At 66.0% G+C, this 26761-nt stretch carries 20 protein-coding genes; 6 read left to right on the forward strand and 14 right to left on the reverse strand.

Annotation, left to right across the window (positions count from 1 at the left end; genetic code table 11):
- Positions 1-11: 11 nt before the first annotated feature.
- The 5 genes from CHB96_RS00950 to CHB96_RS00970 form a co-directional block, all read right to left on the reverse strand.
- Positions 12-1412: a replication-associated recombination protein A gene (locus CHB96_RS00950; protein WP_089242704.1), complete on the reverse strand. Its 1401-nt coding sequence runs from the start codon at positions 1410-1412 to the stop codon at positions 12-14.
- Between the two features lie 34 nt (positions 1413-1446).
- Positions 1447-2616: a protein kinase family protein gene (locus CHB96_RS00955; protein WP_089242705.1), complete on the reverse strand. Its 1170-nt coding sequence runs from the start codon at positions 2614-2616 to the stop codon at positions 1447-1449.
- Between the two features lie 122 nt (positions 2617-2738).
- On the reverse strand, positions 2739-3614 hold the full coding sequence (locus tag CHB96_RS00960) for a transglutaminase family protein (protein WP_089243027.1): 876 nt from the start codon (positions 3612-3614) through the stop codon (positions 2739-2741).
- Positions 3611-6283, reverse strand: coding sequence for a circularly permuted type 2 ATP-grasp protein (locus tag CHB96_RS00965; protein ID WP_089243028.1), 2673 nt, complete (start codon positions 6281-6283; stop codon positions 3611-3613). The genes CHB96_RS00960 and CHB96_RS00965 overlap by 4 nt, the downstream gene beginning before the upstream one ends.
- A gap of 72 nt (positions 6284-6355) precedes the next feature.
- Complete coding sequence (locus CHB96_RS00970; RefSeq protein WP_089242706.1) at positions 6356-9751, reverse strand: transglutaminase family protein; 3396 nt, start codon at positions 9749-9751, stop codon at positions 6356-6358.
- Between the two features lie 213 nt (positions 9752-9964).
- On the opposite strand from CHB96_RS00970, the gene CHB96_RS00975 reads away from it, so the two are divergent.
- Complete coding sequence (locus tag CHB96_RS00975) at positions 9965-10573, forward strand: RDD family protein (protein ID WP_245865121.1); 609 nt, start codon at positions 9965-9967, stop codon at positions 10571-10573.
- Positions 10574-10720: 147 nt separating this feature from the next.
- The gene (locus CHB96_RS00980) at positions 10721-11776 is read left to right on the forward strand and encodes a DUF2189 domain-containing protein (protein ID WP_442978048.1); all 1056 of its coding nucleotides are present in this window, start codon (positions 10721-10723) and stop codon (positions 11774-11776) included.
- Positions 11777-11846: 70 nt separating this feature from the next.
- On the opposite strand, the gene aspS is transcribed toward CHB96_RS00980, so the two are convergent.
- Positions 11847-13655 (reverse strand): aspartate--tRNA ligase, encoded by a 1809-nt coding sequence (aspS, locus tag CHB96_RS00985; protein WP_089242707.1) that lies wholly within the window; start codon positions 13653-13655, stop codon positions 11847-11849.
- 180 nt (positions 13656-13835) lie between these two features.
- Here aspS and ypfJ point away from each other — a divergent pair, with 180 nt between their 5' ends.
- Positions 13836-14765: a KPN_02809 family neutral zinc metallopeptidase gene (ypfJ, locus tag CHB96_RS00990; protein WP_089242708.1), complete on the forward strand. Its 930-nt coding sequence runs from the start codon at positions 13836-13838 to the stop codon at positions 14763-14765.
- On the opposite strand, the gene CHB96_RS00995 is transcribed toward ypfJ, so the two are convergent.
- The gene (locus tag CHB96_RS00995) at positions 14762-15793 is read right to left on the reverse strand and encodes an Rv2578c family radical SAM protein (RefSeq protein ID WP_089242709.1); all 1032 of its coding nucleotides are present in this window, start codon (positions 15791-15793) and stop codon (positions 14762-14764) included. The genes ypfJ and CHB96_RS00995 overlap by 4 nt on opposite strands.
- Before the next feature lie 109 nt (positions 15794-15902).
- On the opposite strand from CHB96_RS00995, the gene CHB96_RS01000 reads away from it, so the two are divergent.
- Positions 15903-16370 (forward strand): DUF3237 family protein, encoded by a 468-nt coding sequence (locus tag CHB96_RS01000; RefSeq protein WP_089242710.1) that lies wholly within the window; start codon positions 15903-15905, stop codon positions 16368-16370.
- On the opposite strand, the gene CHB96_RS01005 is transcribed toward CHB96_RS01000, so the two are convergent.
- Genes CHB96_RS01005 through CHB96_RS01015 form a run of 3 tightly spaced genes read right to left on the reverse strand, consistent with a single transcriptional unit; the run spans position 16367 to position 18961 of the window.
- Entirely contained in the window at positions 16367-17005 is a 639-nt protein-coding gene (locus CHB96_RS01005; RefSeq protein WP_089242711.1) for a hypothetical protein, read from the reverse strand. The two genes, CHB96_RS01000 and CHB96_RS01005, sit on opposite strands and share 4 nt — an antisense overlap.
- On the reverse strand, positions 16995-18266 hold the full coding sequence (gene hisS, locus CHB96_RS01010) for a histidine--tRNA ligase (protein ID WP_089243031.1): 1272 nt from the start codon (positions 18264-18266) through the stop codon (positions 16995-16997). The genes CHB96_RS01005 and hisS overlap by 11 nt, the downstream gene beginning before the upstream one ends.
- A 2-nt stretch (positions 18267-18268) precedes the next feature.
- A complete protein-coding gene (locus CHB96_RS01015; RefSeq protein ID WP_089242712.1) occupies positions 18269-18961 on the reverse strand; it encodes an MBL fold metallo-hydrolase in 693 nt (230 codons plus the stop codon).
- 173 nt (positions 18962-19134) lie between these two features.
- Here CHB96_RS01015 and CHB96_RS01020 point away from each other — a divergent pair, with 173 nt between their 5' ends.
- Both CHB96_RS01020 and CHB96_RS01025 read left to right on the forward strand, forming a co-directional pair.
- Positions 19135-19992, forward strand: a complete 858-nt coding sequence (locus tag CHB96_RS01020) for a peptidylprolyl isomerase (RefSeq protein ID WP_089242713.1) — start codon at positions 19135-19137, stop codon at positions 19990-19992.
- Positions 19992-20789, forward strand: coding sequence for a peptidylprolyl isomerase (locus CHB96_RS01025; protein ID WP_089242714.1), 798 nt, complete (start codon positions 19992-19994; stop codon positions 20787-20789). Before CHB96_RS01020 ends, CHB96_RS01025 begins: the two co-directional genes overlap by 1 nt.
- Before the next feature lie 59 nt (positions 20790-20848).
- On the opposite strand, the gene CHB96_RS01030 is transcribed toward CHB96_RS01025, so the two are convergent.
- The 4 genes from CHB96_RS01030 to secF all read right to left on the reverse strand — a co-directional run bounded on the left by CHB96_RS01030 (position 20849) and on the right by secF (position 26760).
- Entirely contained in the window at positions 20849-23155 is a 2307-nt protein-coding gene (locus CHB96_RS01030) for a RelA/SpoT family protein (protein ID WP_176444099.1), read from the reverse strand.
- 145 nt (positions 23156-23300) lie between these two features.
- On the reverse strand, positions 23301-23870 hold the full coding sequence (locus CHB96_RS01035; protein ID WP_089242716.1) for an adenine phosphoribosyltransferase: 570 nt from the start codon (positions 23868-23870) through the stop codon (positions 23301-23303).
- Positions 23852-25564, reverse strand: a complete 1713-nt coding sequence (locus CHB96_RS01040; protein WP_089242717.1) for an ABC transporter substrate-binding protein — start codon at positions 25562-25564, stop codon at positions 23852-23854. The genes CHB96_RS01035 and CHB96_RS01040 overlap by 19 nt, the downstream gene beginning before the upstream one ends.
- On the reverse strand, positions 25564-26760 hold the full coding sequence (gene secF, locus CHB96_RS01045; protein ID WP_089242718.1) for a protein translocase subunit SecF: 1197 nt from the start codon (positions 26758-26760) through the stop codon (positions 25564-25566). Before secF ends, CHB96_RS01040 begins: the two co-directional genes overlap by 1 nt.
- Position 26761 lies beyond the last annotated feature (1 nt).

Here is a 26761-nt window from a genome sequence, read left to right on the forward strand (position 1 = left end):
CCGGCCCACCGCTACCGTCCGCGAACGATACGCCGAAGCTTGCCGACGCGTGTGCCGATCTCCCGTTCGGCGCCGTGATCGGTCGGCTCGTAGTAGTCGATGCCGACCAACTCGTCGGGTGGGTACTGCTGACGCAACACCCCGCCCGGGTCGTTGTGCGGGTATTTGTAGCCGACCGCGTTGCCGAGCGCTTCGGCCCCCTTGTAGTGCCCGTCGCGCAAATGAGGCGGCACCGATCCGGACTTGCCGGCCGCGACGTCGCTCATGGCGGCGCCGAGCGCGGCGATCACCGCGCCCGACTTCGGTGCCGTCGCGAGGTGAATGGTCGCCTGCGCCAATGCGAGCCTCGCCTCGGGCATGCCGATCAACTGCACGGCGGACGCGGCTGCGGTGGCAGTCTGCAGCGCGGTCGGGTCGGCCATGCCGATGTCCTCGCTGGCGTGGACGACCAGTCGACGTGCGATGAACCTCGGGTCCTCCCCAGCCGTGATCATCCTGGCCAGATAGTGCAGGGCGGCGTCGACGTCGGATCCTCGAATGGATTTGATGAACGCGCTGATGACGTCGTAGTGCTGGTCGCCGTCGCGGTCGTAGCGCACGGCGGCCTTGTCGACGCTCGCCTCGACGGTCTTCAGATCCAACACCGGTCCCGATGCGGCCCCGGCAGCGGCTTCCAACGCGGTCAACGCCCGACGCGCATCGCCTGCCGCCAACCGCACGAGATGCGCCATCGCGTCCTCGTCGATCGCGACGGCGCCATCAAGACCACGCGGATCGTTGGCCGCGCGAGTAAGGAGCAGTTCGATGTCGTCGGCGCTCAACGGCTGCAACTGAAGAACCAGTGATCGCGACAGCAAGGGAGACACGACCGAGAACGACGGGTTCTCAGTGGTCGCCGCGACGAGGAGCACGATGCGGTTCTCGACGGCGGCCAGCAGCGCATCCTGCTGTGTCTTGGAGAATCGGTGTACCTCGTCGATGAACAGAACGGTCTGCTCACCGACGGTCAGCCTGCGACGGGCGAGGTCGATGACGCCGCGCACTTCCTTGACACCGGCCGACAGCGCGGACAACGCCTCGAATTTGCGTCCGGTCGCGCCCGAGATCAGGGATGCCAGCGTGGTCTTGCCCGTGCCGGGCGGGCCGTACAGCATCACCGACGACGCGCCGGATCCGTCGACGAGCCGTCGCAGAGGCGCACCGGGAGCGAGCAGATGAGACTGGCCGACGACCTCGTCGAGCGAGACCGGTCGCATTCGTACGGCGAGCGGTGCGTCGGGCCGAATGTAGGGACGAGGCGTCTCCGACGCCGTCGACTCCGGCACGAACGGGTCTTCTTCCGCCTGCGGTGCTTCGAACAACCCGTTCTCTTCGGCGTCGTCGTCGAATCCTGCGCCGAAACCTGTGCTCACTGCTCGAAGATTACCGAGCCGGACCGACCGATGCTCACCGGTCCCACTTGACGCGCAGTGCTGCAACGACCTGGCTCGCGAATTCCGCCACATCGGAGGCACCGGTGCGCACCGCCTGGTCGACCAGCACGGTCCACCGCGACACCAGAGCAGCCGAGCGGGGAACCGACAGATGGTGTTCTCTGGCCGCCGCGATGCGAGCGTGATCGTTCGGCAGGAACCAGTAGGTGGACAGCCACACCCAGATGAGCTGTGCGTCGAGGATCTTCGACGCCAACACCTGATCGTCCGCGAGGTGCGGCCAGATTCCGACGACCTCGGCACGCCACGCATCGATCATCGCCTGCGCGCGTTCCTCCGACAGATCGAAGTGGCACAGGCAGCCTGGGAACGACGCCAGCGCATAAGTGATGTCGAGGGTCGCGTCGCGGAAACCACCCCACTCGTAGTCGAGGAAGCGAACACCTTCCTCGTTGACGATGATGTTGTCGGGGCACAGATCGGCCGGGCTGAACGCGCGAAAAGCCCCGTGCGCGAACAGGCGTCCGCTGCGCTCGACGCGATCGAGGATTGCACGGGGTGTCTCGCCGAGCTCGAGTTCGTCGGCGAGCATGCGCGGGACGGTGGCCAGTGCATCGGGAATCTGTGCTGCAATGCCGTCGTCCGCGGCGGGCAGGCCCACACGACGCAGCAGCGCGGCGAAGTCTTCTTCACGACCGACGGTTGCTGCGTGCATACGACCGAGCGCCTGCGCCATCGCCATCAGCGAGTTGGTGACCGAGGCTGCATCGGAATGCTTCAGCAGAGCGGTGATGGGCGACGCGTCTCCCAGATCGCTGAGCACCAGCAGTCGAGCGTCGATGTCGTAGGCAAGCAGATCGGGGCCGGGACGGCTATCTGTGGCCAGCGCCGTGGCGAACTGATACGACGCCGCCTCACGGAGAAATGCCGATTGACTGCCGGTGGTCTGCGCGCTCGCATGGACGTCCGCATCGGTGGCCGTCTCACGCAGCTGTTTGATCACCAATGTGCGCGGGAGCTGAAATGGATTCTCTGCCACCCGAACACGAAGGACGACAGCCTGGCCACTGCCACCCAGGTCGATCGGATCGACGAGTGTGACGGGTGCGCCGGTGCGCTTGGTGAGCAACTGCTGTGCGGCTGCTACTACCTCTGAGACAGGGTCTGCCAATGTTGCGGTCATCGGCTACCAAGGTACCCGGTCCCTCCGACGAACTGTGCCCGCTCGCCCACAACGAATCGGACGCTTTCCGGGCGAGCTCGGCCTCGATCCTGTCGCGGTTGCATCACGATCGGCGTCGATGCTCAGGTCACGGGTGCAACGTCCACCGACACCGAAATCGTGCTCGTCTCGGCTTCGGTGTAGATGACGCCCCGCAGCGGCGGCACGTCCGCGTAGTCGCGGCCCCACGCAACGGTCGCGTAACGCTCGTCGACCAACTGGTCGTTGGTCGGATCGAACGCCAACCATCGGCCGTCCGGTGTCCACACCGCAGCCCAGGCATGGGTCGCGTCGACACCGATCATGCGTTCCTTTCCCGGCGGCGGCTCGGTGGCGAGATATCCCGAGACGTACCGCGCGGCCAGGCCCTTCGCGCGCAGACATGCGATGGCGAGTCGCGCGAAGTCCTGGCAGACGCCGGATCTGGCGTCGAGGACATCGGCCACCGTGGTCGAGACCGTCGTCGATCCGGATTCGTACGTGAAATCGGTGAAGATGCGATGCGTGAGGTCGACGATCGCGTCGCGGAGATCCCGCCCAGGCGGAAAGCTCGGCTCGGCGTACTCGAGGACCGCGTCGGTGATCTCGGGGACCGGCAGATCGAGCACGAACTCGACTGCGGTCGCCGCGTCGGAACCGAGCTGCCGCGGAAGGGCGGACTCCCAGTGCACCGACGCGCCGAGATCGGCGTCCGTCGGCGGCTCGACCTCGACGAGCGAATCGGCGGTCACGACGAGCTTCTCGTGGTCCGTGGTGACGTGGAAGTAGACGTCCTCGTTGCCGTAGACGTCGACTCCGAACGATTGATCGGTGGGCGCCGGCTCGACCGTCACCGACTTCTCGACGCATCGTTGAGCGTCGGTGTCGCGGGGGGCGAGAAAACCGCGACCGTACGACGACGTCACTCGGTCGGAGTAGGTGTAGGTGGTGATGTGTTTGATCCGATAACGCCTGTTCATGCCCTGTCCTCGTCGTGTCCGCGATCGGCTGCGCGAACCCGTCGCCTGCCGACCGAGCCCCACAGCGGCTGAGTCCCGCCGGGCAGCACCATGTGGGTCGACAGCACGACGGACGACAGTTCTTCGAGTTGCGTATGGATACCGTCGACGAGTTCGATCAACTCCGCGCGTCGGCCGGATGCGTCGACCGACTCGAGATCGCCCGGGTCGACTCTGCGCAGCCGAACCGCCATCTGCTCGACGAGCACCTCGGGGCGCGAGGTGCCCGACGCGTCGGGCAGCGAGCCGAGGTCGTGCTTGAGTCGGTCGAGCTGATACACGAGCGACCTCGGATTTCCCTCGTCGAACAGCAGAAGCTGCGCGACGGCCGCAGGTCGGGCACGCCCACGGTTGCGACGACGGTAGATCACCGAGGACTCGGCTGCCGACAGCACGGAGTCGATCACGGCCTGCTCGGTCGACGGCGTCAGCGCGTGACCGATGGTCGCCGATAGCAGCGCGGTCAACTGCAGGCCTCGTTCGATGCGTTTGCCCGCATCCATCAGGTACCAGCCCGCGTCGCGCACCATCGATTCCGACGCGAGGCCACTGAGCGACAGCAACCCACGCAACACCGACGTGTGCGACGCGGCGAGCTGAGCTCCGTTGCCCTCCGAGCCGTCGAGGTCCGCAAGCGCCGTGTCGATCCTGGCCAGCACGGCCCACGTGTCGTTGGACAACTGGTCGCGGACTCGCCGCGCAGCCCCCTGGAGGCGGTCGATCGACTGGGCGAGCGATCCCATGCGATCGACGGACAGGGTCAGGGATCGAATCTCCGCGGCCGCGTCGGCTCGGATCTTCTCGTCGAAGAACCCAGGGGCCGTCGCGGATACACGGGTCACGGCTTCGAGCAGAATCGGCAGGCTGTCGCTGCCGTCGAGCCACGGCATCGACGAGAAGTCCTGCAGTCGTTCGCGTGCGGCGATGAGCAACCGCGTCATGTCCTCGGCGCGTTCGCTGTATCGCCCCAGCCAGAACAGGTCGCCCAGTACGCGAGGCGAGCTGACGACGTCGCCGGTGGTCGCCGCGTAGTGCGGCAGTTCCTCGAACGACGACGGTGGCGTGTGCGGGGCGGAGTCGGCAGGCGTCACACGTTCGGCCGATCGGACCCAGACGTCCTTCGATGCCACGGTGATCAACGGCTCGGCGACGGGCGAGGTGACCAGGACGCGGCCGAGCCCACCTGCCATCGGCGTGTACCCGACACGCTGCGCCACGCTGAACAACCGCATCCCTACCTCGGCCGCACCGACCTGGCCGCCGTATCCGGAACCGGAGGGGGCAACCGAGAATTCGGGAACCTCCTGCCCCACCCACTTCCACGGTTCCGACCGAATTCGGCGAACGAGCGTGTCGGCATCGGAATCGGACAGGTCGTGGCCCACGACGGTCCTGCGGGTAGCGGTCGACGTGAAGACGAGCGAGCGTACGCGCGCGATCATGTGCGACAGACCGTTGTCGTTCCCGCCCCAGTACGACGGTGTCGAGTCGAGCACCAGGTCCTCGTCGAGCAGCGCGCGACTCAACGCAGGCAGAAGCGGATGCAGCGCAGGGCTTTCGAGAAACCCGCTACCAAGAGTGTTGACGACGGTGACCGCGCCGCGACGCAGCACCTCGACCAGACCGACGATGCCAAGCCGCGAGTCCGGCCGCAGGTCGAGCGGGTCCGTGAACTCGGCATCGACGCGCCGCAGCACGACGTCCACACGACGCAGCTTCCCTAGCGAGCGCATCCACAGGCACCCGTCGCGCACCACGAGGTCCGCGTTCTCGACGAGGGGGAACCCGAGAATGGTCGCCAGGTACGCCTGATCGAACGCTGTTTCCGAGTGCGAACCCGGGCTGAGGACCACGACCACCGGGTCTTCCGCCGAAGCCGGAGCGACGTCGATCAGTGCCAGCCGAATCGCGCGCGCGAACGTCGAGAGCGGACGCGGGTTCATGTCCTGGAACAGTTCGGGTGCCGCCCGCGACATGACCCGTCGATCGGCGAGCGCGTACCCGATTCCCGACGGGGCCTGCGTGCGGTCGGCGATCACACGAAAGTGCCCGTCCGCGCCGCGGCCGATGTCGGCGGCGTGGATGAACAGCTGACGCGGACCGGGAATGGTGATGCCGTGCGCGGCTCGGAGGTAACCGGGATCACCGAAGACCAACTCCGGTGGAACGAGTGACGTGCGGACGGTCTTCATCGGCCCGTAGACGTCGGTCAGCAGGGCGTCGAGCAGCCGCGAGCGTTGAATCAGCCCTGCTTCCAACCGATCCCAGTCGTCCGCCGCCAGTACGAGTGGAATGCTGTCGAGCCCCCACCGGACCGGAGAGACGACGCCGTCGGACCCGTCGGCCGGAATCGGGTTGTAGATGATGCCGTGGTCGTCGACGAGACGGCGGACCCGCGACTGCAGCGCACGCTCACCGCCGGGCCCGGCGTCACCGAGACCGTGCATCAACTCCGCCCACTGCGGCCGAACCGAGCCGTCGGATCCCACCAGTTCGTCGTGACGTGCATCGCCGCGCACCGTGCTGCGCCGAGTGCGGTATTCGGAGACGATCCGCTCGGACACTGCATCCCGGTCGGAGCGGCCGTCGACCGTCCCCGAAGCGGGATCCACCGTATCGACGGGCACCATCGAGTCGTCGTTCCTTCCGTCGAAAGCGTCGACGCCGTCGGTCACCGTGTGGGGGTGGGATGAACACCGGGGCTAGGTGTACACCCCCGTACGCCGGAGGTCGAGCATTCCGGGCGCGGTGACGTCGATCGACTGTCGAGCCTGCATTTCGACCAATCTTGCTACGTCGACCTTGCCTGCGGCGAATCCGCCCTCCTCGAATCTGCCGTTCCGCCGCGATTCGGCCTCCACAGCGTTGACTGGAGGGCCGTCGTACGACCGTCCTCCCGGGTGCACGACATGGTAGGTGCACCCACCGACAGCACGACCGGTCTGCTTCTCGACGACATCGAAGTGCAGCGGACTCTGCACTTCGATGGTCGGATGCAATGCACTGGGTGGCTGCCATGCCCGGTAGCGCACGCCGGCGACCTGAACATCCTGTCGCTCGGTGCGCAACAAAGGAACCGGAACACCGTTGCAGGTGACCAGATACCTGCCCACGTCGGCGCCCGCCACACTCACCTGGATACGTTCGACCGACGAGTCCACGTAGCGCGCGGTCCCGGACGACGTCGACTCCTCGCCGAGTGTGTTCCACGGTTCGATGGCACCGCGCAGTTCCAGCTCCGCGTCCCCGACGACGGTGGTACCGATCCTCGGAAACCTGAACTCGGTGAACGGATCGAGCCAGCTGGTGTCGAAGTCGATGCCGTGCTCGCGCAGATCTTCCGCGACACGTCCTATGTCGGCGGTCACGAAGTGCGGCAACATGTATCGGCCGTGCAGATTCGCGCCGTGCCGGATGAGCGGCGCCTTCAGCGGTTCGTCCCAGAACCGCGAGACCATCGACCGGACCAACTGAGACTGCACCATCGCCATCTGGTGATGCGGCGGCATCTCGAACCCTCGCAGCTCCAGCAGACCGAGGCGACCGCGCGTGCTGTCCGGGCTGTACAGCTTGTCGATGCAGAACTCCGCGCGGTGGGTGTTGCCGGTGATGTCGGTCAGCAAGTGCCGCAGCGCCCTGTCGACGACCCACGGCGACGCCGACCGGTCCCCCAGCGTCATACGTTGGATCTCACTGAAGGCCACTTCGAGCTCGTAGAGCGCTTCCTCTCGACCTTCGTCGACGCGTGGAGCCTGCGACGTCGTCCCGATGAACCTGCCCGAGAACAGATACGACAACGACGGGTGCCGCTGCCAGTGGGTCAGCAACGACACGAGCAGGTCCGGGCGCCTCAGCACTGGTGAGTCGGACGGTGTGGTACCGCCCAAGGTGATGTGATTGCCGCCGCCGGTGCCGCGAGTGGTGCCGTCGTTGTCGAAGCCCTCGGTACTCAGACGGGACAGTCGAGCCTGGTGATACAGCGTCTGCATCAGGTCGTCCTGTTCCGCCCACGACGACGCCGGCTGCACGTTGACCTCGATGACGCCGGGATCCGGTGTGACCGTGAGTGTCTGGATACGCGGATCCGACGGCGGTCCGTACCCCTCGACGACGACCGGGGTGTCGATGGCGGCCGCCGCGTTCTCGACGAGCGAGACCAGTTCGACGAAGTCGTCGAGCCGATTCGTCGGCGGCATGAACACGTGCAGGATCCCGTCGCGAACCTCCGCGACGAGCGCCGTCACGTCCGTGCCACCGACGTTTCCGCGAGCAGCGTCGTTGGACTCCACCAGTCGGGCGTATCGGGCCTCGGCCGGGTCCAACGGCCTGGGTGGCCGCTGCGTCCTCTGCTGCGGCAGAGGATCTTTCGGCGCCGTCGGATCGTCAGGATTCTCGGGCGGACGTCCCGCCCACGTGATCGCGTTCAGTGGCAGCCGCAGACCTGCGGGCGAATCGCCTTCGAGCAACACGAGCCGTCCGCGCCGCAACGTCCAGTCCGCGCTCTGCCAGCCGGTGCCGTCGGACGTTCTGCTGATCGGCAACACGAACGCGGCAGGTTCGTCGGTACTGGAATCCAACCGCCGCAACAGTTCCGCCCGCACGTCGGCCGAATCCGAGCCGGGTTCGATGTCTTCAGCGTCCCGCGGCGGGTCGCCGTACGGCTGCCGAACGAGATCGAGCAGGCGAACCAGTGGATCCTCGTACGCGGGACGTGCCTGCGACTCGGGCAGCCCCAACGCGTCGACCACCTTCTCCACCAGGGCACGCGACGCCGATATCTCGACCGGTGCGGGCTTACGGTCGTCGGGCAACCAGGGGTCGGCAAGGAGATCGGAGTCACGCCACAGCGCTTCGCCGTCCGTCCGCCAGAACAGCCCGATCTGCCAGCGCGGCAACGGCTCTCCCGGATACCACTTGCCCTGGCTGCGCTGCACGAGACCGTCGGGTGCGTAGATGGTCCGCATACGCTCGGCGAGTTCGCTCGCGAGCAGGCGTTTGTGCGGACCATCCGCCGTCGTGTTCCATTCAGGCGCTTCCTGGTTCTCGATCGCGACGAACGTCGGTTCGCCGCCGACCGTGAGGCGGATGTCCTGCTGGGCCATACGCTCGTCGAGTTCGACGGCCGCGGCTCGAATGGCAGCCCATTGCTCGGCGGTGTACGGAAGAGTCGTGCGCGGATCCTCGTGTACACGAACGACGGTGTTGGAGAAGTCCAGTTCGGCCTTGCACTTGCCGGTCGCACCGGAAATGGCTGCAGCCGTGGAGGGATGAGGCGTCGCCGACAACGGGATGTGGCCCTCACCGGCGAAGAGCCCCGACGTCGGATCCAACCCGACCCAGCCTGCACCCGGCAGATACACCTCGGTCCATGCATGGAGGTCGGTGAAATCGGCAGGCGGGCCGGACGGGCCGTCGAGCGACTTCACGTCCGACGCCAACTGCACGAGATAGCCCGAGACGAACCGCGCCGCCAGGCCCATCTGCCGCAGGATCGACACCAACAACCAGGCGGAGTCGCGACACGACCCGACCGCGGACGTCAGCGTGTGATCGGGCGTCTGCACCCCCGGCTCCATACGAACCGAGTAGCCGACGTCCTCGAGCACGGATCTGTTGGCAAGCACGAGGAAGTCGATCGTCCGGAACTTCGGGCCACGTTCGCGCACCGCGGCATCGAGCTTCTCCACCCACGCCGTGACGACGGGTCCAGGTCCGGATCCTGCCTCGTCCTCGTCCACCGGCCGTAGATACGGCTCCAGGTCGGGAAGGTCGTGCTCCTCGTACTCGAACCCGAAGTGCTCCGCCCACTCCTCGACGAAGAAGTCCAGCGGGTTGATCACGGCCATGTCTGCGACGAGACCGACCGTGATGGACATGTGATCGGTGCGCTCGGGAAAGACCACGCGCGCCAGGAAGTTTCCGAAAACGTCCTGCTGCCAGTTGACGAAATGCTCCGCAGGTTCGATCGTCAGCGAATACGCTTCGATCGGAGTGCGCGAATGCGGGGCCGGACGAAGACGGATTTCATGCGGATATACCTGCACCATTCGATCGAACGAATAGCTCGTTCGGTGTTCCAGTGCGACCTTGATGCCCACGGCGAGCCCCTCACGTATCCCGGACCGGTTCCGAATGCACAACCTTAGTTCTCACGGGACACACTCGCCTGCCGAGAATTTCCGCCGGGAATGCCCGTTCTCCTCCCTCGCGCGTACTGCTTGACACTCCCCCGTGAATGGGGTTCGCTCACGTGCGAGTGTGTAAAGACCTGATACGCAACTATTCAGCTACTCCAGCCGAGGGGAATGTCAGTGAGCGAGAACCCGCCCAATGGACCGCAGTACGGCGGCAGTCCGGATCCGAATCAGCCGCAGTACCCGCAGAATCCGGCGGGAAACTACCCTCCGCCGGGAAACTACCCGCCACCCGGTAACTACCCACCGCCCCCTGCGGCCGGCAACTACGGCTACGGATCGGGGTCGCAGTTGCCGGGCGGCGCCCAGCCCGGCAGCCTGGGACTGCGCTTCGGCGCTCGCCTCATCGACGGGATCATCGTCGGCATCGTCGCGTTCATCATCTACCTGATCGCGCCGGGCGGATTCGTGGGCCAGTTCATCCTCGGACTCGTCAGTGCCCTTCTCGGATTCGCATACTTCACGTTTCTCGAGTCGAGCCGCGGGCAGACCTTCGGCAAGCAGATCCTCGGACTGCGGACCCTCGGTGCAGCGGGCGGACATCCGACGCAGGCAGAGGCAGCCAAGCGCAACGCGTTCCTCCTGCTCAACATCATTCCTCTGCTCGGTGGACTCCTGGTCTTCATCGCTTACATCGTCATCGCGGTGACCATCAACTCCAGCCCCACCAAGCAGGGCAAGCACGACGAACTCGCCGGTGGCACGCAGGTCGTCAAAGTCGGCTGATCACAGCCGCAGCATCGCAGGATGGGCTCGTCGTCTCCCAGGCGGCGGGCCCATTTCGTTTCCGTCCCATGTCTCGATCCGACAACTCGGCGTGTGCGACATGCCGTAGTCGGGGCACAATCGAGTTCGAATCCCCCACGAGGAGTGATGACCGTGAGCGAGAACCCACCCGACGGACCGCAGTACGGCAACAACCCCGATCCAGAACGACCCGATCTCGGCAAGGCTCGTCCCGATGGTGGGTCGACGCCGCCGCCGCAGAACTACCCGCCCTCCGGTGGTGGCACTCCCCCTCCGCCCGGCAACTACCCGCCTCCTCCCGGGAACTACCCACCCCCGGGCGGGTACCCTCCGCCTCCGAGCAACTACCCGCCTCCCGGTGGCAACCCACCTCCCGGCAACTACCCACCTCCCGGCGGTAACTACCCACCCCCTGGCGGATATCCACCGCCTCCGGGCAACTACCCACCCCCTGGCGGATATCCACCGCCTCCCGGCAACTACCCGCCGCCACCCGGTAACTACGGCCCGGGGAATTACGGTGGCGCAGGCTACGGCGGTGGACTGCCCACGACGTTGAGCGTCGGCGACGCGATTTCGTTCGGGTGGAACAGGTTCAAGGACAACGCGGGCGTCTGGATCGGCATCGTGCTCATCGCCGCGGTCATTCAGATCGTGATCAATGTGATCTTCGGCGGCACCAACACGTCCGACGACTTCTCTGCCGCATTCGGAGTCCTGGGCATCATCGGCGCCATCATCAGCACGGTCGTCGGCTATCTCATTCAGGCGGCGCTGATCCGGGGCGCTCTGCACGAGGTCGACGGCAACAAGCCCGCGATCGGATCGTTCTTCCAGTTCGCCAACGTCGCCGCGATCATTCTCGCGAGCTTCCTCGTCGGCATCCTGGTGCTGGTCGGCTTCGTCCTGCTGATCATTCCCGGCATCATCCTGGCGTTCCTGACGTGGTGGACGTTGCAGTTCGTCATCGACCGCAACGAGGACGCGATCACCGCCATCAAGTCGAGTTTCCGGGCGATCTCGTCGAACGCCGGGCCCCTCGTTCTGCTGGCCCTGGCGCTGGTCGGTATCAACATCCTCGGCTTCATCGCGTGCCTCATCGGCCTGCTCGTGACCATCCCGATCACGATCATCGCGTCGACCTACGCGTACCGAGTCGTCGTGCGCTCGCTACCTGCCTGACGGAACACCGCCCCGACGCACAGAGGCCCTCCTACGATTCGATCGTAGGAGGGCCTCTTGTCCGTCGGCGCTATTCGGAGGCCGTAGCGGCGTCCGCGTCGACCTTCACGTCTTCCTTCTTCTCCGGCTTCGCGTCGATGCCGGATTCCTTGCGCTGCAACGGAGTGATCGGTGCCGGTGCATCGGTCAGCGGGTCGACGCCGCCGCCCGACTTCGGGAACGCGATGACCTCACGGATCGAGTCGACACCCGCCAGCAGCGCCGTGATGCGGTCCCAGCCGAACGCGATGCCGCCGTGCGGGGGCGCGCCGTAGCTGAAGGCGTCGAGCAGGAAGCCGAACTTCTCCTGCGCCTCGGCCTCGTCGATACCCATGATCGCGAACACTCGTTCCTGAATGTCCTTGCGGTGGATACGAATACTGCCACCACCGATCTCGTTTCCGTTGCAGACGATGTCGTATGCATACGCGAGAGCCGAGCCTGGATCGGTGTCGAACGTGTCGATCGACTCGGGCTTGGGCGAGGTGAACGCGTGATGCACGGCCGTCCACGCACCCGAACCCACGGCGACGTCACCGCTGGCGGTGGCGTCGGACGCAGGCTCGAACAACGGCGCGTCGACGACCCACACGAATGCCCAGGCCTTCGGATCGATCAGATCGAGCTTGCGGGCGATCTCACCACGCACTGCGCCGAGCAACCCACGCGATGCCTTGACCGGGCCCGCGGAGAAGAAGATCGCGTCGCCCGGTGCGGCACCGACATGTGCTGCGATGCCGTCACGTTCGGCGTCGGTGAGGTTCTTGGCGACGGGTCCGCCGAGGGTTCCGTCCTCGCCGACGAGCACGTAGGCAAGACCCTTGTGGCCGCGCTGCTTGGCGAATTCCTGCCACTTGTCCAGCTGCTTACGCGGCTGCGATGCGCCGCCCGGCATGACGACCGCACCGACGTACGGCGCCTGAAACACACGGAAAGTGGTGTCCGAGAAGAAGTCCGTGCACTCGACGAGCTCGATCTCGAAGCGCAGGTCCGGCTTGTCCGAGCCGTAGCGGCGCATCGACTCGGCGTACGTGATGCGCGGAATGGCGGAAGTGAACTCGTAGCCGACGAGCTTCCACAGCGCCGCGAGAATCTCCTCCGCGAGCAGAATCACGTCGTCCTGAGTGACGAAGCTCATCTCGATGTCGAGCTGAGTGAATTCGGGCTGACGGTCGGCGCGGAAGTCCTCGTCGCGGTAGCAGCGCGCGATCTGGTAATAGCGCTCGATGCCACCGACCATCAACAGCTGCTTGAACAACTGCGGGCTCTGGGGCAGCGCGTAGAAACTCCCCGGCTGAAGTCGCGCAGGCACCAGGAAGTCGCGGGCGCCCTCGGGCGTCGACCGCGTCAACGTAGGGGTTTCCACCTCGACGAACTCGTGATGTGCGAGGACGCCACGCGCGGCCGCGTTGACCTGCGACCGCAGCCGGATCGCGTGCCCAGGGCCTTCGCGTCGGAGATCCAGGTAGCGGTACTTCAGGCGCGCTTCCTCACCCGGCTGGTCGTCGAGCTGGAACGGCAGCGGTGCGCTCTCCGACAACACCTCGATGTCCGTCGCGTCGACCTCGATCGCACCGGTGGGAATCTCGTAGTTCTGGTTGCCCTCGGGGCGCTGTTCGACCTTGCCGGTCACCTTGACGACGTATTCGGCCCGCAGACGGTGTGCCTGCTCGGCGACATCGCCCTCACGGAAGACGACCTGTGCGACGCCGGATGCATCCCGCAGATCGATGAAGATGACACCGCCGTGATCGCGTCGACGCGCCACCCAACCCGTCAGTGTGACTGTTCGATCGACGTGCTCGGCTCGAAGAGAGCCGGCGAGGTGGGTGCGCAGCACTGGTTTCCTTTCACAAAAATGCCGAACAGCGTGTTCGTCGGTCACCAATCCTACGTAAGACACGTGCCCGGACCGGAAACGGATACCTCCGGAGCATGGGAAGCTGCTACCCGACGGCAATTCCCAGCAGACCACGACACCTCGTCTCGCACGAGGTTCTTCCCCGGAAGGACACCTGAGATGACGTTCAGAGAAGGCGCAAGGATGCAGCCCGGCCGGGTGTCGGTCGGCGGAGGCGGCGGCGGTCGCGGCGGCAAGATCGCACTGGGCGGCGGTGCGGGCGGACTCGTCATCCTCGTTCTCGCTCTGCTGTTCGGCGGAGATCCCGGATCTCTTCTCGGTCAGTTGAGCGGGTCGACGGACAACGCTGGTCAATACGACGGCTCGGGAACTCTCGAGAACTGCGAGACCGGCGCCGACGCGAACGCGAACGTCGATTGCCGGGTGAACTTCACGGTCGGCAGCCTCGACACCGTCTGGGAATCGCAGCTCGGGCCGCAGACCGGCGTCGCCTACGTCCAGCCTGCCGTTCGACTGTTCAGCGGGTCGATCAACACAGGCTGCGGCAACGCGACCAGCGCCGTCGGCCCCTTCTACTGCCCTGCCGATTCGACGGCGTACTTCGACACCAGCTTCTTCCAGGTGCTCGTCGACCGGTTCGGCTCCAGCGGCGGCCCGCTGGCACAGGAGTACGTCGTCGCGCACGAGGTCGGTCACCACATTCAGAACCAGCTGGGCGACATCGGCCGCGCACAAGCCGATCCGCAGGGCGCCCAATCCGGTGCGGTGCGCGTCGAACTGCAGGCCGACTGCTACGCAGGCGTGTGGGCACACCACGCCGCCATCATCGAGGATCCGAACACCGGTCAGCCGTTCCTCGAGCCCCTCACCGACACCGACATCTCCGACGCCTTGTCCGCCGCATCGTCGGTCGGCGACGACCGTATCCAGGAGGCGTCGAGCGGCAGAGTGAATCCGGAAGGGTGGACGCACGGATCGTCCGAGCAGCGTCAGCAGTGGTTCCTCTCCGGCTACCGCACGGGCCAGGTGGCGGCTTGCGACACCTTCTCGGCCCGCGACCTGAACAACCCACCTGCCCTGGCGCGCTAGAAGAGCGTCAGCGCAGGCGTTCGCACATCGGCACCGGGGCCTGGGTCCGCGGGCACGTTCTCGGGCATCGACCGTGACTCACCGGTGCCGAACCCGTGCTGATCGAGCAGCGGATCGATGCGTTGACGGAGCCACGCTTTGTATTCCGGTGTCACGTAGGCCCCGTGCCCGTACAACTGGCGGTATCGCCGTACGAGGGCCGGGTGCTGCTCTGCGAGCCACGACAGGAACCAGTCCTTCGTCGACGACCTCAGATGCATCGGCATCGCGGTGACCGAGGTGGCGCCTGCGTCGGCGAGCGCGGCGAACAGGGCGTCGAGCTGGCGGGCGCCGTCGGTGAGGAACGGTATGACAGGGGCGACCATGACGCCGCAGGACAGACCCGCGTCACGCACAGCTCGGATCAGTTCCAGACGTGCCTTCGGGCTCGGCGTACCCGGCTCGATCTGCTTCTGCAGATCCGCGTCGTGGATGGCGAGACTGACGTTGATGCGAACGTCGACCTGTTGCGCAGCCAACGTCAACAACGGCAGATCGCGACGCAGCAGAGTGCCCTTGGTCAGAATCGAGAACGGCGTGCCGGATTCCGCGAGAGCGCGAATGATGCCCGGCATCAACCGATATCGCCCTTCCGCCCGCTGATAGGGGTCGGTGTTGGTACCGAGAGCAACCGGCTCACGCTTCCACGATCGACGCGCGAGCTCCTTGCGCAGGACCGCGGCAATGTTGGTCTTGACGACGATCTGACTGTCGAAATCCGTGCCTGCGTCGAGATCGAGGTACTCGTGCGTCGGCCGGGCGAAGCAGTAGCGGCACGCGTGCGAGCATCCGCGTGCAGGATTGATGGTCCAGGTGAACGGCAATGACGCGTCACCGGTGATCTTGTTGAGCGCGCTCTTGCACAGCACTTCGTGGAACGTGATGCCCTCGAATTCCGGAGTCTGCACACTGCGCACCAACCCAGACCGCTCCAATCCGGGAAGCGCACCCTCGTCGGCGGCGTCGAGCGTCTGACCGGACCATCGCATGCCGACTAGTCGAACATTTGTTCTAGGTCATGTCAAGGCGTCACGAGCACGGCGGGGAAGATAGCGTGTAGACGATCCCTTTCGTCGCCCCCGAGGAGCGTTCCCCCACGTGACTGCACCCATTGCCCCTACGCTCGAACCGATTCTGCGCCTCGGGCTCACGCTCGGCGCCCCGATCGACGTCGGCACCGTCCCCACCGGCGAACGCATCGTGACACCGATCCTCGGGGGCGCGGCTCCGGGACCGGACATCGAGGGAACACTCGCAGGGTCGGCGTCCGTCGTCGGCATCACCCGCCCGGACGGTTGCACCGAATTCAGTACCGAGCTGACACTCGAATTGACTGTCGGAGGGTATCTTTCACTGTCCTACCGCGGCCTGCAGTTCGGCCCGGCGGACGTCATCGAATCGCTGAACGGCACCGAGGAAGTAGATCCGGCGACGTACTACTTCCGCGGCACACTCGACATCTCCACGTCGGTCCCACAGTTCGGCTATCTGAACCGTGCACTCGTCGTCACGTCGGGGTCCAGGTCCGCGGAAGCCGTTGTCCTGGACGCATTCCTGGTGACCTAGGCCGTCAGTTCGGCGACCTCGCGGTCGGTGAGGGTGGCGATCGGAGTTCGACCCGCTTCCCTCACCAGTTCGACGGCACGGAACAGCGGACGCTCGTCGAGTCCGGCGTCTCGCGCCTCCGCCTTCAACTGGTCGACGAGCACCGACGCGATCGCCGCGGCCGGCACCAATTCGCTGGTCCACAACGCGTCGGCGAGCTTGCGCAGCGACAGGATCGGAAGCTCGCGGCCACCACCCTTGGTGTAGAGCGCGAGCGGCACGGTGATCCGAGTTCGGCCGTCGTACAAGCGGAGTGAGATCTGGTCGATTCGCGCGGTGCGGACCTGAACCTCGGCGGAGACGAGTTTCGGGACCTCGAGCGCCCGTGTGCGTACCGCGCCGCGTGCTCGAATCACACTGCCCGTCAACCATGTTCGACGACGCAGCCCGACCCAGGCCGATCCGGCCGTCGGCACCGCGACGACGACGCCCAGAACCACCGCAACCACAACGGGCAGAAAGAAACTCGCGATCAGGGCGAGCACCACGCCCACGACGACGGAACCGATCGCGACCTTGCGCAGCCGAGGCGCGATCAGTTCCACGGGAACGAGATCCAGGTCGACGCGATCGCCGTCCTGGCCGTCAGCCGACAAGCTCGGCCTCCAGGGTGGCGACGACGTCGGACAGGGGAATTTCCTTCTGCTCACCGTTCGCGAGGTCCTTGACGACGACGACCTGCTCGGCGAGTTCCTTGTCGCCCAGAACGAGTGCGAATCGGGCACCGGAGCGGTCGGCGGCCTTCATGGCGCCCTTCACTCCCCTGTTGCCGTACGCCAGGTCGACGCTGATTCCCTTGCCGCGCAATTGTCCTGCGACAGCGACGATCTGCGCCTTCGCCTCGGCGCCGAGCGGAACACCGAAGACTGCACAACGTGCAGGCGAGCCGGCCGACTTGCCTTCGGCGGCGAGTGCGAGCATCGTGCGGTCGACGCCGAGCCCGAATCCGATGCCGGACAATTCCTGACCACCGAGTTGTGCCATCAGGCCGTCGTAACGTCCGCCGCCGCCGATACCGGACTGGGCCCCGAGGCCGTCGTGCACGAACTCGAACGTCGTCTTCGTGTAGTAGTCGAGACCGCGCACCATGCGCGGGTTGACGACGTACGGCACCTTCAATGCGTCGAGATGCCCGAGGACCTCGTCGAAGTGCGCCTTGGCGGTCTCGGACAGGTGATCGAGCATGAGCGGTGCGTCGGCCGTCATCTGACGTACGTCGGGCCGCTTGTCGTCGAGCACGCGCAGCGGATTGATCTCGGCGCGCTTACGAGTATCCGCGTCGAGCGGCAGCGCGAACAGGAACTCCTGCAACAACTCTCGGTACTGCGGCCGACACGTGTCGTCGCCGAGCGAGGTGACCTCCAGCCGGAAGTCGGTCAGGCCGAGGCTGCGAAATCCGGTGTCCGCCACGGCGATCACCTCGGCGTCGAGAGCTGGATCGTCGACGCCGATCGCCTCGACACCGACCTGCTGCAGCTGCCGGTAGCGACCAGCCTGCGGACGTTCGTACCGGAAGAACGGGCCGGCGTAGGCCAGCTTCACCGGCAGGGCGCCGCGGTCGAGACCGTGCTCGATCACCGCGCGCATCACGCCCGCAGTGCCTTCCGGGCGCAGCGTGACGGACCTGTCGCCGCGGTCGGCGAACGTGTACATCTCCTTGCTGACGACGTCGGTCGACTCACCGACGCCACGCGCGAACAGCCCTGTGTCCTCGAAGATCGGAAGTTCGATGTGCCCGTACCCGGCATTGCGGGCGGCGGTCAGAAGGCCCTCGCGCACGGCGACGAACTCGGCCGAGTTCGGGGGAACGTAATCGGGGATGCCCTTGGGCGCAGAGAATGTAGACGGCTTGCTCACGGTCACAGTGTTCCTTGTTCGGTGCCCGACAGTCCAACGAGAAAGGGATTCGACGCCCGTTCCTGACCGATGGAACTCTGCCCACCGTGGCCGGGCAGGATCACGGTGTCGTCGGACAGCGGCAACAGCGTGGTGGCGATCGATGTCAGAAGCTGCTCGTGGTTGCCACCGGGCAGATCTGTTCGCCCGATCGAACCGGCGAACAGTGTGTCGCCCGTCAACGCGATCGTCGCGGTGCCGTCCGGCGTGTCGACCTCGGTCGTGAACACCACCGAACCCTGGGTGTGTCCGGGCGTATGCAGCACTCCGAACGTGATGCCCGCCAACTCCAGCGTCCCGCCGCCGACGAGGAGCTCGACCGCCTCCGGTTCGTGGAATTCCGCGTCACCCAGCAGTGCAGCCAGAGTCGGACCGGTTCCCCGCAGCGGATCGGACAGCATGAAGCGGTCGTCGTCGTGGATGTACGCCGGAATGCCGAACTTGTCGCACACGGGCGCGACGGACCACGTGTGGTCGAGATGTCCGTGCGTCAACAACACCGCGACAGGCGTCAGCGACGACGAGTTCAGGAACTCGATCAGTGGTTCCGCGGCATCCTGGCCGGGATCGACGACGACGCACTCGCTCGCGCCGTCGTGCGCGAGGATGTAGCAATTGGTCTGGAACATCCCCGCCGGGAATCCGGTGACGAGCACAGCGCTAGCTCCTAAACGGTTGCGGCCTGGTATTTCGTCCACAGTAAACCGGTCCACCCGTCGGGCGTGCCGCGAGTACCGCTCCTGTGATACCCGTCAGTGTGTTCTCAGGATGTAATGGCACACTCACTGACGGCCGGTTCAGGCCCTGGACAAGCAGGAGGATACCGACAGTGCCCAGCAACGAGCAGCGGCGTGAGGCGGCGAAGAGGAAGCTCGAGCGCCAGCTCGAACGCCGCGCCGAGCGTGCGAAGAAGCGCAAGCAGCTGACGATCGCAGGATCCGTACTGGGCGTCGTCGTCGTGGTCGGTGTGGTCGCCGTGGTCTTCGCACTGACCCGAGGGGAGGACACGGACACGACGGCCGCCTCCGACACACCGTCGTCCGCCACGCTGATCGCCGACGGCAGGTCCGAGGCGCTCCCCGAGACCGTGACGTGCGCGTACCCCGCATCTGCGCAGCCCGCGGCGAAGGAGAACACTCCCCCGCGCACCGACGGCGTACCGACGTCGGACGAGCCGCTCAGCTACAGCATGGCGACGTCGCAGGGAAACATCGGCCTCACGCTGAACAACCCGCAGTCCCCGTGCACGGTGAACAGCTTCGTCTCGCTGGCCAATCAGGGCTACTTCGACGGGACGTCGTGCCACCGACTCACGACGAGCGCGGCGCTGAGCGTGCTGCAGTGCGGCGATCCGGCCGGTACCGGCATGGGCGGACCCGGGTACGAGTTCGCCGACGAGTTCCCCGCGGATCAGTTCGCCGAGGGCGACGCCGCAGCCGACGAGCCGATCACGTATCCGCGTGGCACCATAGCGATGGCCAACGCCGGGCCGGGCACCAACGGCAGCCAGTTCTTCCTCGTCTACGGCGACTCGACGCTGCCGCCCGCGTACACCGTGTTCGGCACCATCGACGAGACAGGATTGCAGACCTTGGACAAGATCGCAGCAGGCGGCGTCGAAGGCGGCGCCCAGGACGGCAAGCCCGCACTGCCCGTGGACATCACGTCGATGGTGAGTGACCTGTGATGCGACGAACGTCACCTGTGATCCTGGCCGGGGCAGCGGTTGCGCTCCTCGTCGCCGGATGTTCGTCCGACTCGTCCGACACGGCGACCTCGACGACGGCAGCATCGGCCGTCTCCTCGACGTCGGCCGCGCCGACGACCCAGCAACAGTTGGACCTCAGCCGGTTCGGTGCATTGCCTGCCGTGCCGACCGCCGAGGCGTCGACCACGACGTGCGACTACCCCGAGGCGACTCCGGCCATCAAGGACAACACGGCGCCTGCTACGAGCGGTGTGTCGACGGAGGGCGTCGTCGACGTCGCGATCACGACGTCGCAGGGCCCGATCGAACTCACCCTCGACCGCACCGAAGCTCCGTGCACGGTCAACAGCTTCACCAGTCTGGCGTCGCAGAGCTACTTCGACGACACCTCGTGCCATCGGCTGACGACGTCACCCGGGCTCCAGGTCCTGCAGTGCGGCGACCCGTCGGGCCAGGGCAACCGAGGACCCGGGTACGAGTTCGCGAACGAGTACCCGACGACGGCCTACCCCGCGGGCGATCCCGCGGCATCGCAGCCTGTCGTCTATCCGCGCGGAACCGTCGCCATGGCCAACGCAGGCCCGGACACGAACGGAAGCCAGTTCTTCCTCGTGTACGCGGATTCGGTGCTGCCTCCGCAGTACACGGTGTTCGGCACCATCTCCGAGCAGGGACTCGCGACGCTCGACAAGGTCGCGGCCGCAGGTGTCGCGACGCCCGGTGGCGACGGTGCGCCGAACGCCGAGGTCACGCTGGAGACCGTGACCGCTGCCTAGCGGCTCGTGAGTGAAAATGTATAGCGGGCTATACATTTTCACTCACGAGCGCGAAGCGCCTAAGCCGCCGAGGTCAACCGATACACGTCGTAGACACCCTCGACGTTGCGCACGACGTTCAGCACATGACCCAGATGCTTCGGGTCGCCCATCTCGAAGGTGAACTTGCTGATCGCCACGCGGTCGCCCGACGTCGCCACCGACGCCGACAGGATGTTGACCTTCTCGTCGGCGAGTGCCTTTGTGACGTCGGACAGCAAGCGGTGCCTGTCCAGTGCCTCGATCTGGATCGCGACGAGGAACACCGACGATGCGGACGGCGCCCATTCGACGTCGATGAACCGCTCCGACTGCTCACCGAGCGATTTCGCATTGGTGCAGTCGGTGCGGTGCACGCTGACCGATCCACCGCGCGTGACGAAGCCGAGAATTTCGTCTCCGGGAACGGGCGTGCAGCACTTCGCCAACTTGGCGACGACACCCTCGGTCCCGGACACCAGCACACCTGCATCGCCGACGTGACGGGGTCGCGTCGGAATGGTCGACAGCGTGGCGCGCTCGGCGAGTTCCTCCTCGACGTCACCGACGCCACCCAGATGAGCGACCAGTCGCTGCACCACGTGCTGCGCCGACACATGACTCTCGCCGACGGCCGTGTACAGCGCCGAGACGTCGACGTAGCGCAGTTCGTGTGCGATGGCCGACATCGACTCGGCGTTCATGAGCCGCTGCAGCGGCAATCCGCCTCGGCGGACTTCCTTGGCGATGGCGTCCTTGCCCGCCTCGAGCGCCTCTTCACGACGCTCCTTGGCGAACCACTGCCGAATCTTGGTCTTGGCACGCGGTGAGACGACGAATCCCTGCCAGTCGCGGCTCGGACCGGCGTTGACCGCCTTCGATGTGAAGACCTCGACGACCTCACCGTTGTCCAACGTGCGTTCCAACGCGACGAGCCTGCCGTTGACGCGAGCACCGATACATCGGTGTCCGACCTCGGTGTGCACGGCGTACGCGAAGTCGACCGGGCACGAGCCTGCCGGCAGCGTCACGACGTCTCCCTTGGGAGTGAAGACGAAGATCTCCTTGACCGCGAGGTCGTAGCGTAGCGATTCCAGGAACTCGCCCGGGTCCGCGGCTTCACGCTGCCAGTCGAGCAGCTGACGCATCCACGCCATGTCGTCGACCTCGGCGTTGTCGCTGCCGTGCTTGCCGCGTGTCTCCTTGTATCGCCAGTGCGCGGCGATGCCGAACTCGGCGGTCCGGTGCATGTCGCGGGTACGGATCTGCACCTCGAGCGGCTTGCCCTCCGGCCCGACGACCGTGGTGTGCAGCGACTGGTAGACGCCGTAGCGCGGCTGCGCGATGTAGTCCTTGAACCGTCCGGCCATCGGCTGCCACAGCGAATGGACGACGCCCACAGCCGCATAGCAGTCGCGAATCTCGTCGCACAGGATCCGGACACCGACGAGGTCGTGAATGTCGTCGAAGTCGCGGCCCTTGACGATCATCTTCTGGTAGATCGACCAATAGTGCTTGGGACGTCCTTCGACCACGGCACTGATCCGCGACGCCGACAGCGACGCGTTGATCTCGGCGCGCACCTTCTCGAGGTACGTGTCCCGGGATGGTGCTCGGTCGGCGACCAGGCGCACGATCTCGTCGTACTTCTTCGGGTGCAGGATAGCGAACGCGAGATCCTCGAGTTCCCATTTGACCGTCGCCATACCGAGCCGGTGGGCGAGCGGCGCGATGACCTCGAGCGTCTCCTTCGCCTTGCGCGCCTGCTTCTCCGGCGGCAGGAAACGCATCGTGCGCATGTTGTGCAGACGGTCGGCGACCTTGATGACCAGCACTCGCGGGTCGCGGGCCATCGCGATGATCATCTTGCGGATGGTCTCGCCTTCGGCTGCCGTTCCGAGGACGACCTTGTCGAGCTTGGTGACGCCGTCGACCAGGTGCGCGACCTCCTCACCGAACTCGTCGGTCAGCTGGGTCAGCGAGTACCCGGTGTCCTCGACGGTGTCGTGCAACAGCGCGGCGACGAGCGTCGTCGTGTCCATTCCCAGTTCCGCGAGAATGTTCGCCACGGCCAGCGGATGGGTGATGTAGGGATCGCCGCTCTTGCGCATCTGCGACGCGTGTCGTTCGTCGGCGACGTCGTAAGCGCGTTGCAACAGCGCGAGATCGGCCTTGGGATAGAGCTCCCGGTGCAGACTCACCAATGGCTCGAGCACCGGTTTGACCGCTGCGTTGCGGCCTGCGGTGATGCGCCTCGCCAACCGCGCGCGGACACGCCTCGATGCCGACGTCGGGACCGCGGGCGTACTTCTACCGGTGGTCGGCGCCGGGGTGCTCGGGGACTGCACCGTTGCCTCGTTGTTCTCGGTCGTCGTCTCGGACCGTTCGGGCAAGGGTTGGTCGACGTAACGGGTCACAGTGATCGCCTCCTGCCGCGTTGTCTGCGTCTCGCACTCGTGCCGTGAGAGACGCAGTATGGGACAACTTTAGTCCTCACACTCTCCGGAGGCAGGTGAGCGGGTACCCGTCGCACCGGGCGCGTCCGCCGAGCGCGGAGATCTCCAGCACGACCGCGGCGCCGACCACTTCGGCACCTCGTTTCCGAAGAAGCTCGGCTGCGGCGGCGATGGTGCCTCCGGTGGCGAGAACGTCGTCGACGACGAGGATCCTGCGACCTGACACGTCGATCGCCTCGGGAATCTCCAATTCGGCTGTGCCGTATTCGAGTTCGTACCTCTGCGAGACCACGGGCGGCGGCAGTTTTCCGGCTTTGCGCATCGCGAGAACACCGGACCCGAGCGCCAGGGCGATACCCGCTCCCAGCAGGAATCCCCGCGCGTCGATGCCGGCGACGAGGTCGGCGCCCTGACCCGCGGCGGCCATCTCGTCGACGATGCTCGCCAACCCGTCCGCGTCGGCGAGCACCGGCGTCAGGTCGGCGAATCGCACGCCTGCAGTGGGAAAGTCGTCCGCCCAGCGCACGAGGCGATCGATGTTCGCCGCTGCCGCACTCCGGCTCGTAACGGAAGTCTCGCTGTGTCTACTCACCGAAGAAGTATCCATCGGTCCATGTTCCAGCCCGCACCCGCCGCCGTCGGATTGACGACGACGTTGTCCATGCCTTCGGCGACGGCCAGCGTCCGCGGGGCGTTGTACAGCGGCAGCGACGGCATGTCGTTCCAGAGGATGTTCTCCCCCTCGGTCTGCAGCGACAGACGCGACGCGTTCGAGGTCTCCACCGAAAGCTGATCGACGATCGCATCGATTCTGCCGCCGGCGTATCCCCCGACGTTGCTGCCCGCACCGCTGTGCAGACTGTCGTGTGCAGTCGCCTCGGACACGGATCCTGCAGCGCCCGACGCAGACGCCGTCGACCCCAGGACCGCGTCGACCGATCCTGCGCGCAGCGAAGTCGGCGAGAACTGAGGGGATCCCGCGTCCTGCACGGTGATTCCGGCCGGTGCACAGGCTGCCGCGATATCGGCGACGATCTGTGCGCGACGTGGATCAGGGGCGAGATAGCCGATGCGCACGACGAGATCGCCGATTCCCGCACCGTCGAGTTCGGCGGTTGCGGTCGCGGTGTCGGGTTGACGGAATCGGCCGGCGGCCGTGGCTGCGACCGGCGGGTAGAACAGATCGCTCGGACCGACGAGACGTGAATCCACGACGCCGGAACCCACTCCGGTGGTGTCGTCGAACCCGGGGTGTCCGTGACTGTCGAACAGCGGCTGTCTGGGGGTGCACAGAGCGATCGCACGACGTGCGGCCGACGGTGCGAGCGTCCCGCTCGTCGCGAAGGTCAACTGTTCGACGCCGGTGGACGGAAAATCGGTACTGGCGAAGCCGTCTGACGGCACGGTGTTTCCCGCGCCCTGGTCGAGAACTTCGAGTTCGTCCGCGTCGGCGCGAGCTTGGATGTCGGTTCCCTTGGGCCACACGACGATCCGCTCGGTTGCGGGCGCGATTCCCCACCATTTGTCGTTGGCTACCAGTACGAGACCACCGTCGTCGGTGTACGAATCGACACGGTACGGCCCGTTCGACGGCAGCAACGACGTGTCGATCGCACCGGGCGTGAGATTCCACCCGGTGTTCCAGAAATCCGCGATGCGCGAGATCGCATCCATGTCACCCGAAGCCAACGGCGTCACAACGTCGGGGACACCACCGACCCGGGCCGCGACGTGCGCGGGCAAGATGTCGGTGGCGCCGAACAGAGATCGCCAGTCCGTGTAGGAGCGTCCGGCCCGGAACGTGACCGTGGCCTCCTTGGCCCCTGCCGCACAGGCGACCTGGTCGATGTCCTTGTATCCAGCCGTGGACGCGGCATCGAACAGTGGAAGATCGTTCGCGCCCGCAACGAAGCGTCCACTGTTCGCGGCCCAGGTGAGCACCAGGTCGTCGCACGTCATCGGCACGCCGTCGGAGTAGACGGCCTGCGGGGCGATGACGTACCGAACGGTCAGCACGTCACCCGGAACGACGACGGCACTGCCGATGTCGTTGTCCGCGAGGGCCTCACCTTCCGGACCCAGGTAGCCGAAACCCGTCTGCACTCGCGGAAACGCTTGTCGCGCACCGGAAGCCGCTCCGTCGACCGTGCGAGCGTTGTACGTGGTGACGACATTGTCGAGCGCGTATCCGATGGACGGAACCTGATCCTCGGGTGCCGAGCAACCAGCAACCACCGACACGCCGACGACGGCAGCCACCGCTGCCGCCGTTGTGCGTGCCACCCCGACCCGTACGTGCATCAACGCCTCTTCTTGTTGCGCTTTCCGGTCGGCCGCGAGCCGGGCACCGGCGTCGCCGGTGCAGGAGTCTTCGACGCGACCGCCGCGGCCGGCACTGCGCCACCGGTGCGCTGCGCTGCTTCGGCACGCTTGGCCAGCACCTTCTTGGTGTGCGCGGCGACGGGGCCCCACTTCTCCTTCAACGTCACCAGAAGCGGCGTTGCGAAGAAGATCGACGAGTACGCACCGACGATCATGCCGACGAGCTGCACCAGCGCCAGGTCCTTCAGCGTTCCGACTCCGAGCAACCAGACGGCGACGATCATCAACGCCAGCACGGGCAGCACACCGATGACGGTGGTGTTGATCGAGCGCATCAGCGTCTGATTGACCGCCAGGTTGGCCTGCTCCGCGTACGTCTTGCGGTTCAGATGGAGGATCCCGCGGGTGTTCTCCTCGACCTTGTCGAACACGACGACCGAGTCGTACAGCGAGAAACCGAGGATCGTGAGCAAGCCGATGACCGTCGCGGGCGTCACCTCGAAGCCGACGAGGGAGTAGACACCCGCGGTCACCAACAGGTCGAATCCGAGCGCGGCGAGAGCTGCCAACGCCATGTCCCGTTCGTATCGAATCGAGATGTAGATACTGACGATCACCAGGAACACGACGAGCGCGATCAACGCCTTCTGCGTGATCTGACCACCCCACGTCTCACTGACGTCGGACACGCTGATCGCGTTCGGAGTCGCCGTTCCGCTGCCGTCGACGGGCTCGAACGCGTCGAACAACGCCGTCTTGACGGAGTCGACCTGACCTGCGTCGAGCGCCTCGGAACGGACCTGCACGGTGGCAGCCGCGCCCGAGCCCACGGTCTGCACCGACACCGGTTCGAAGCCGAGAGTGTCCGAGAAGATCGTCTCGACCTGTTCGGTGCTGACGTTGTCGGCGGCCGGGAGCTGAATCCGGGTACCACCCTCGAAATCGATGCCGAGGGTGAAGCCGCGGAAGACCATGCTGAGGAGACAGATCAGCACGATGGCACCGGTCAGGATGTAGTAGAACCGTCGACGTCCGACGACCTCGAAAGCACCGGTACCGGTGTACAGACGGTTGAGCCAACTGTGATGCGGCTGCGCGCTCTGCTGTACGTCGGCGTCCTTGACCAGCGTCGAACCTTCGACGTCGGACGCGGCGTTCTGGGGAGAGTCGGACATG

The sequence above is a fragment of the Rhodococcoides kyotonense genome, assembly GCF_900188125.1.
Lineage (GTDB): Bacteria > Actinomycetota > Actinomycetes > Mycobacteriales > Mycobacteriaceae > Rhodococcoides > Rhodococcoides kyotonense.

Bases quoted from the DNA above. Each gene is read 5' to 3' on its own strand.
- CHB96_RS00955 (WP_089242705.1), bottom strand. From the start codon at position 2,616: ATGACCGCAACATTGGCAGACCCTGTCTCAGAGGTAGTAGCAGCCGCA.
- CHB96_RS00960 (WP_089243027.1), bottom strand. From the start codon at position 3,614: ATGAACAGGCGTTATCGGATCAAACACATCACCACCTACACCTACTCC.
- CHB96_RS00965 (WP_089243028.1), bottom strand. From the start codon at position 6,283: ATGGTGCCCGTCGATACGGTGGATCCCGCTTCGGGGACGGTCGACGGC.
- CHB96_RS00980 (WP_442978048.1), top strand. From the start codon at position 10,721: ATGACCGTGAGCGAGAACCCACCCGACGGACCGCAGTACGGCAACAAC.
- ypfJ (WP_089242708.1), top strand. From the start codon at position 13,836: ATGACGTTCAGAGAAGGCGCAAGGATGCAGCCCGGCCGGGTGTCGGTC.
- CHB96_RS00995 (WP_089242709.1), bottom strand. From the start codon at position 15,793: ATGCGATGGTCCGGTCAGACGCTCGACGCCGCCGACGAGGGTGCGCTT.
- CHB96_RS01025 (WP_089242714.1), top strand. From the start codon at position 19,992: ATGCGACGAACGTCACCTGTGATCCTGGCCGGGGCAGCGGTTGCGCTC.
- CHB96_RS01035 (WP_089242716.1), bottom strand. From the start codon at position 23,870: ATGGATACTTCTTCGGTGAGTAGACACAGCGAGACTTCCGTTACGAGC.
- CHB96_RS01040 (WP_089242717.1), bottom strand. From the start codon at position 25,564: ATGCACGTACGGGTCGGGGTGGCACGCACAACGGCGGCAGCGGTGGCT.
- secF (WP_089242718.1), bottom strand. From the start codon at position 26,760: ATGTCCGACTCTCCCCAGAACGCCGCGTCCGACGTCGAAGGTTCGACG.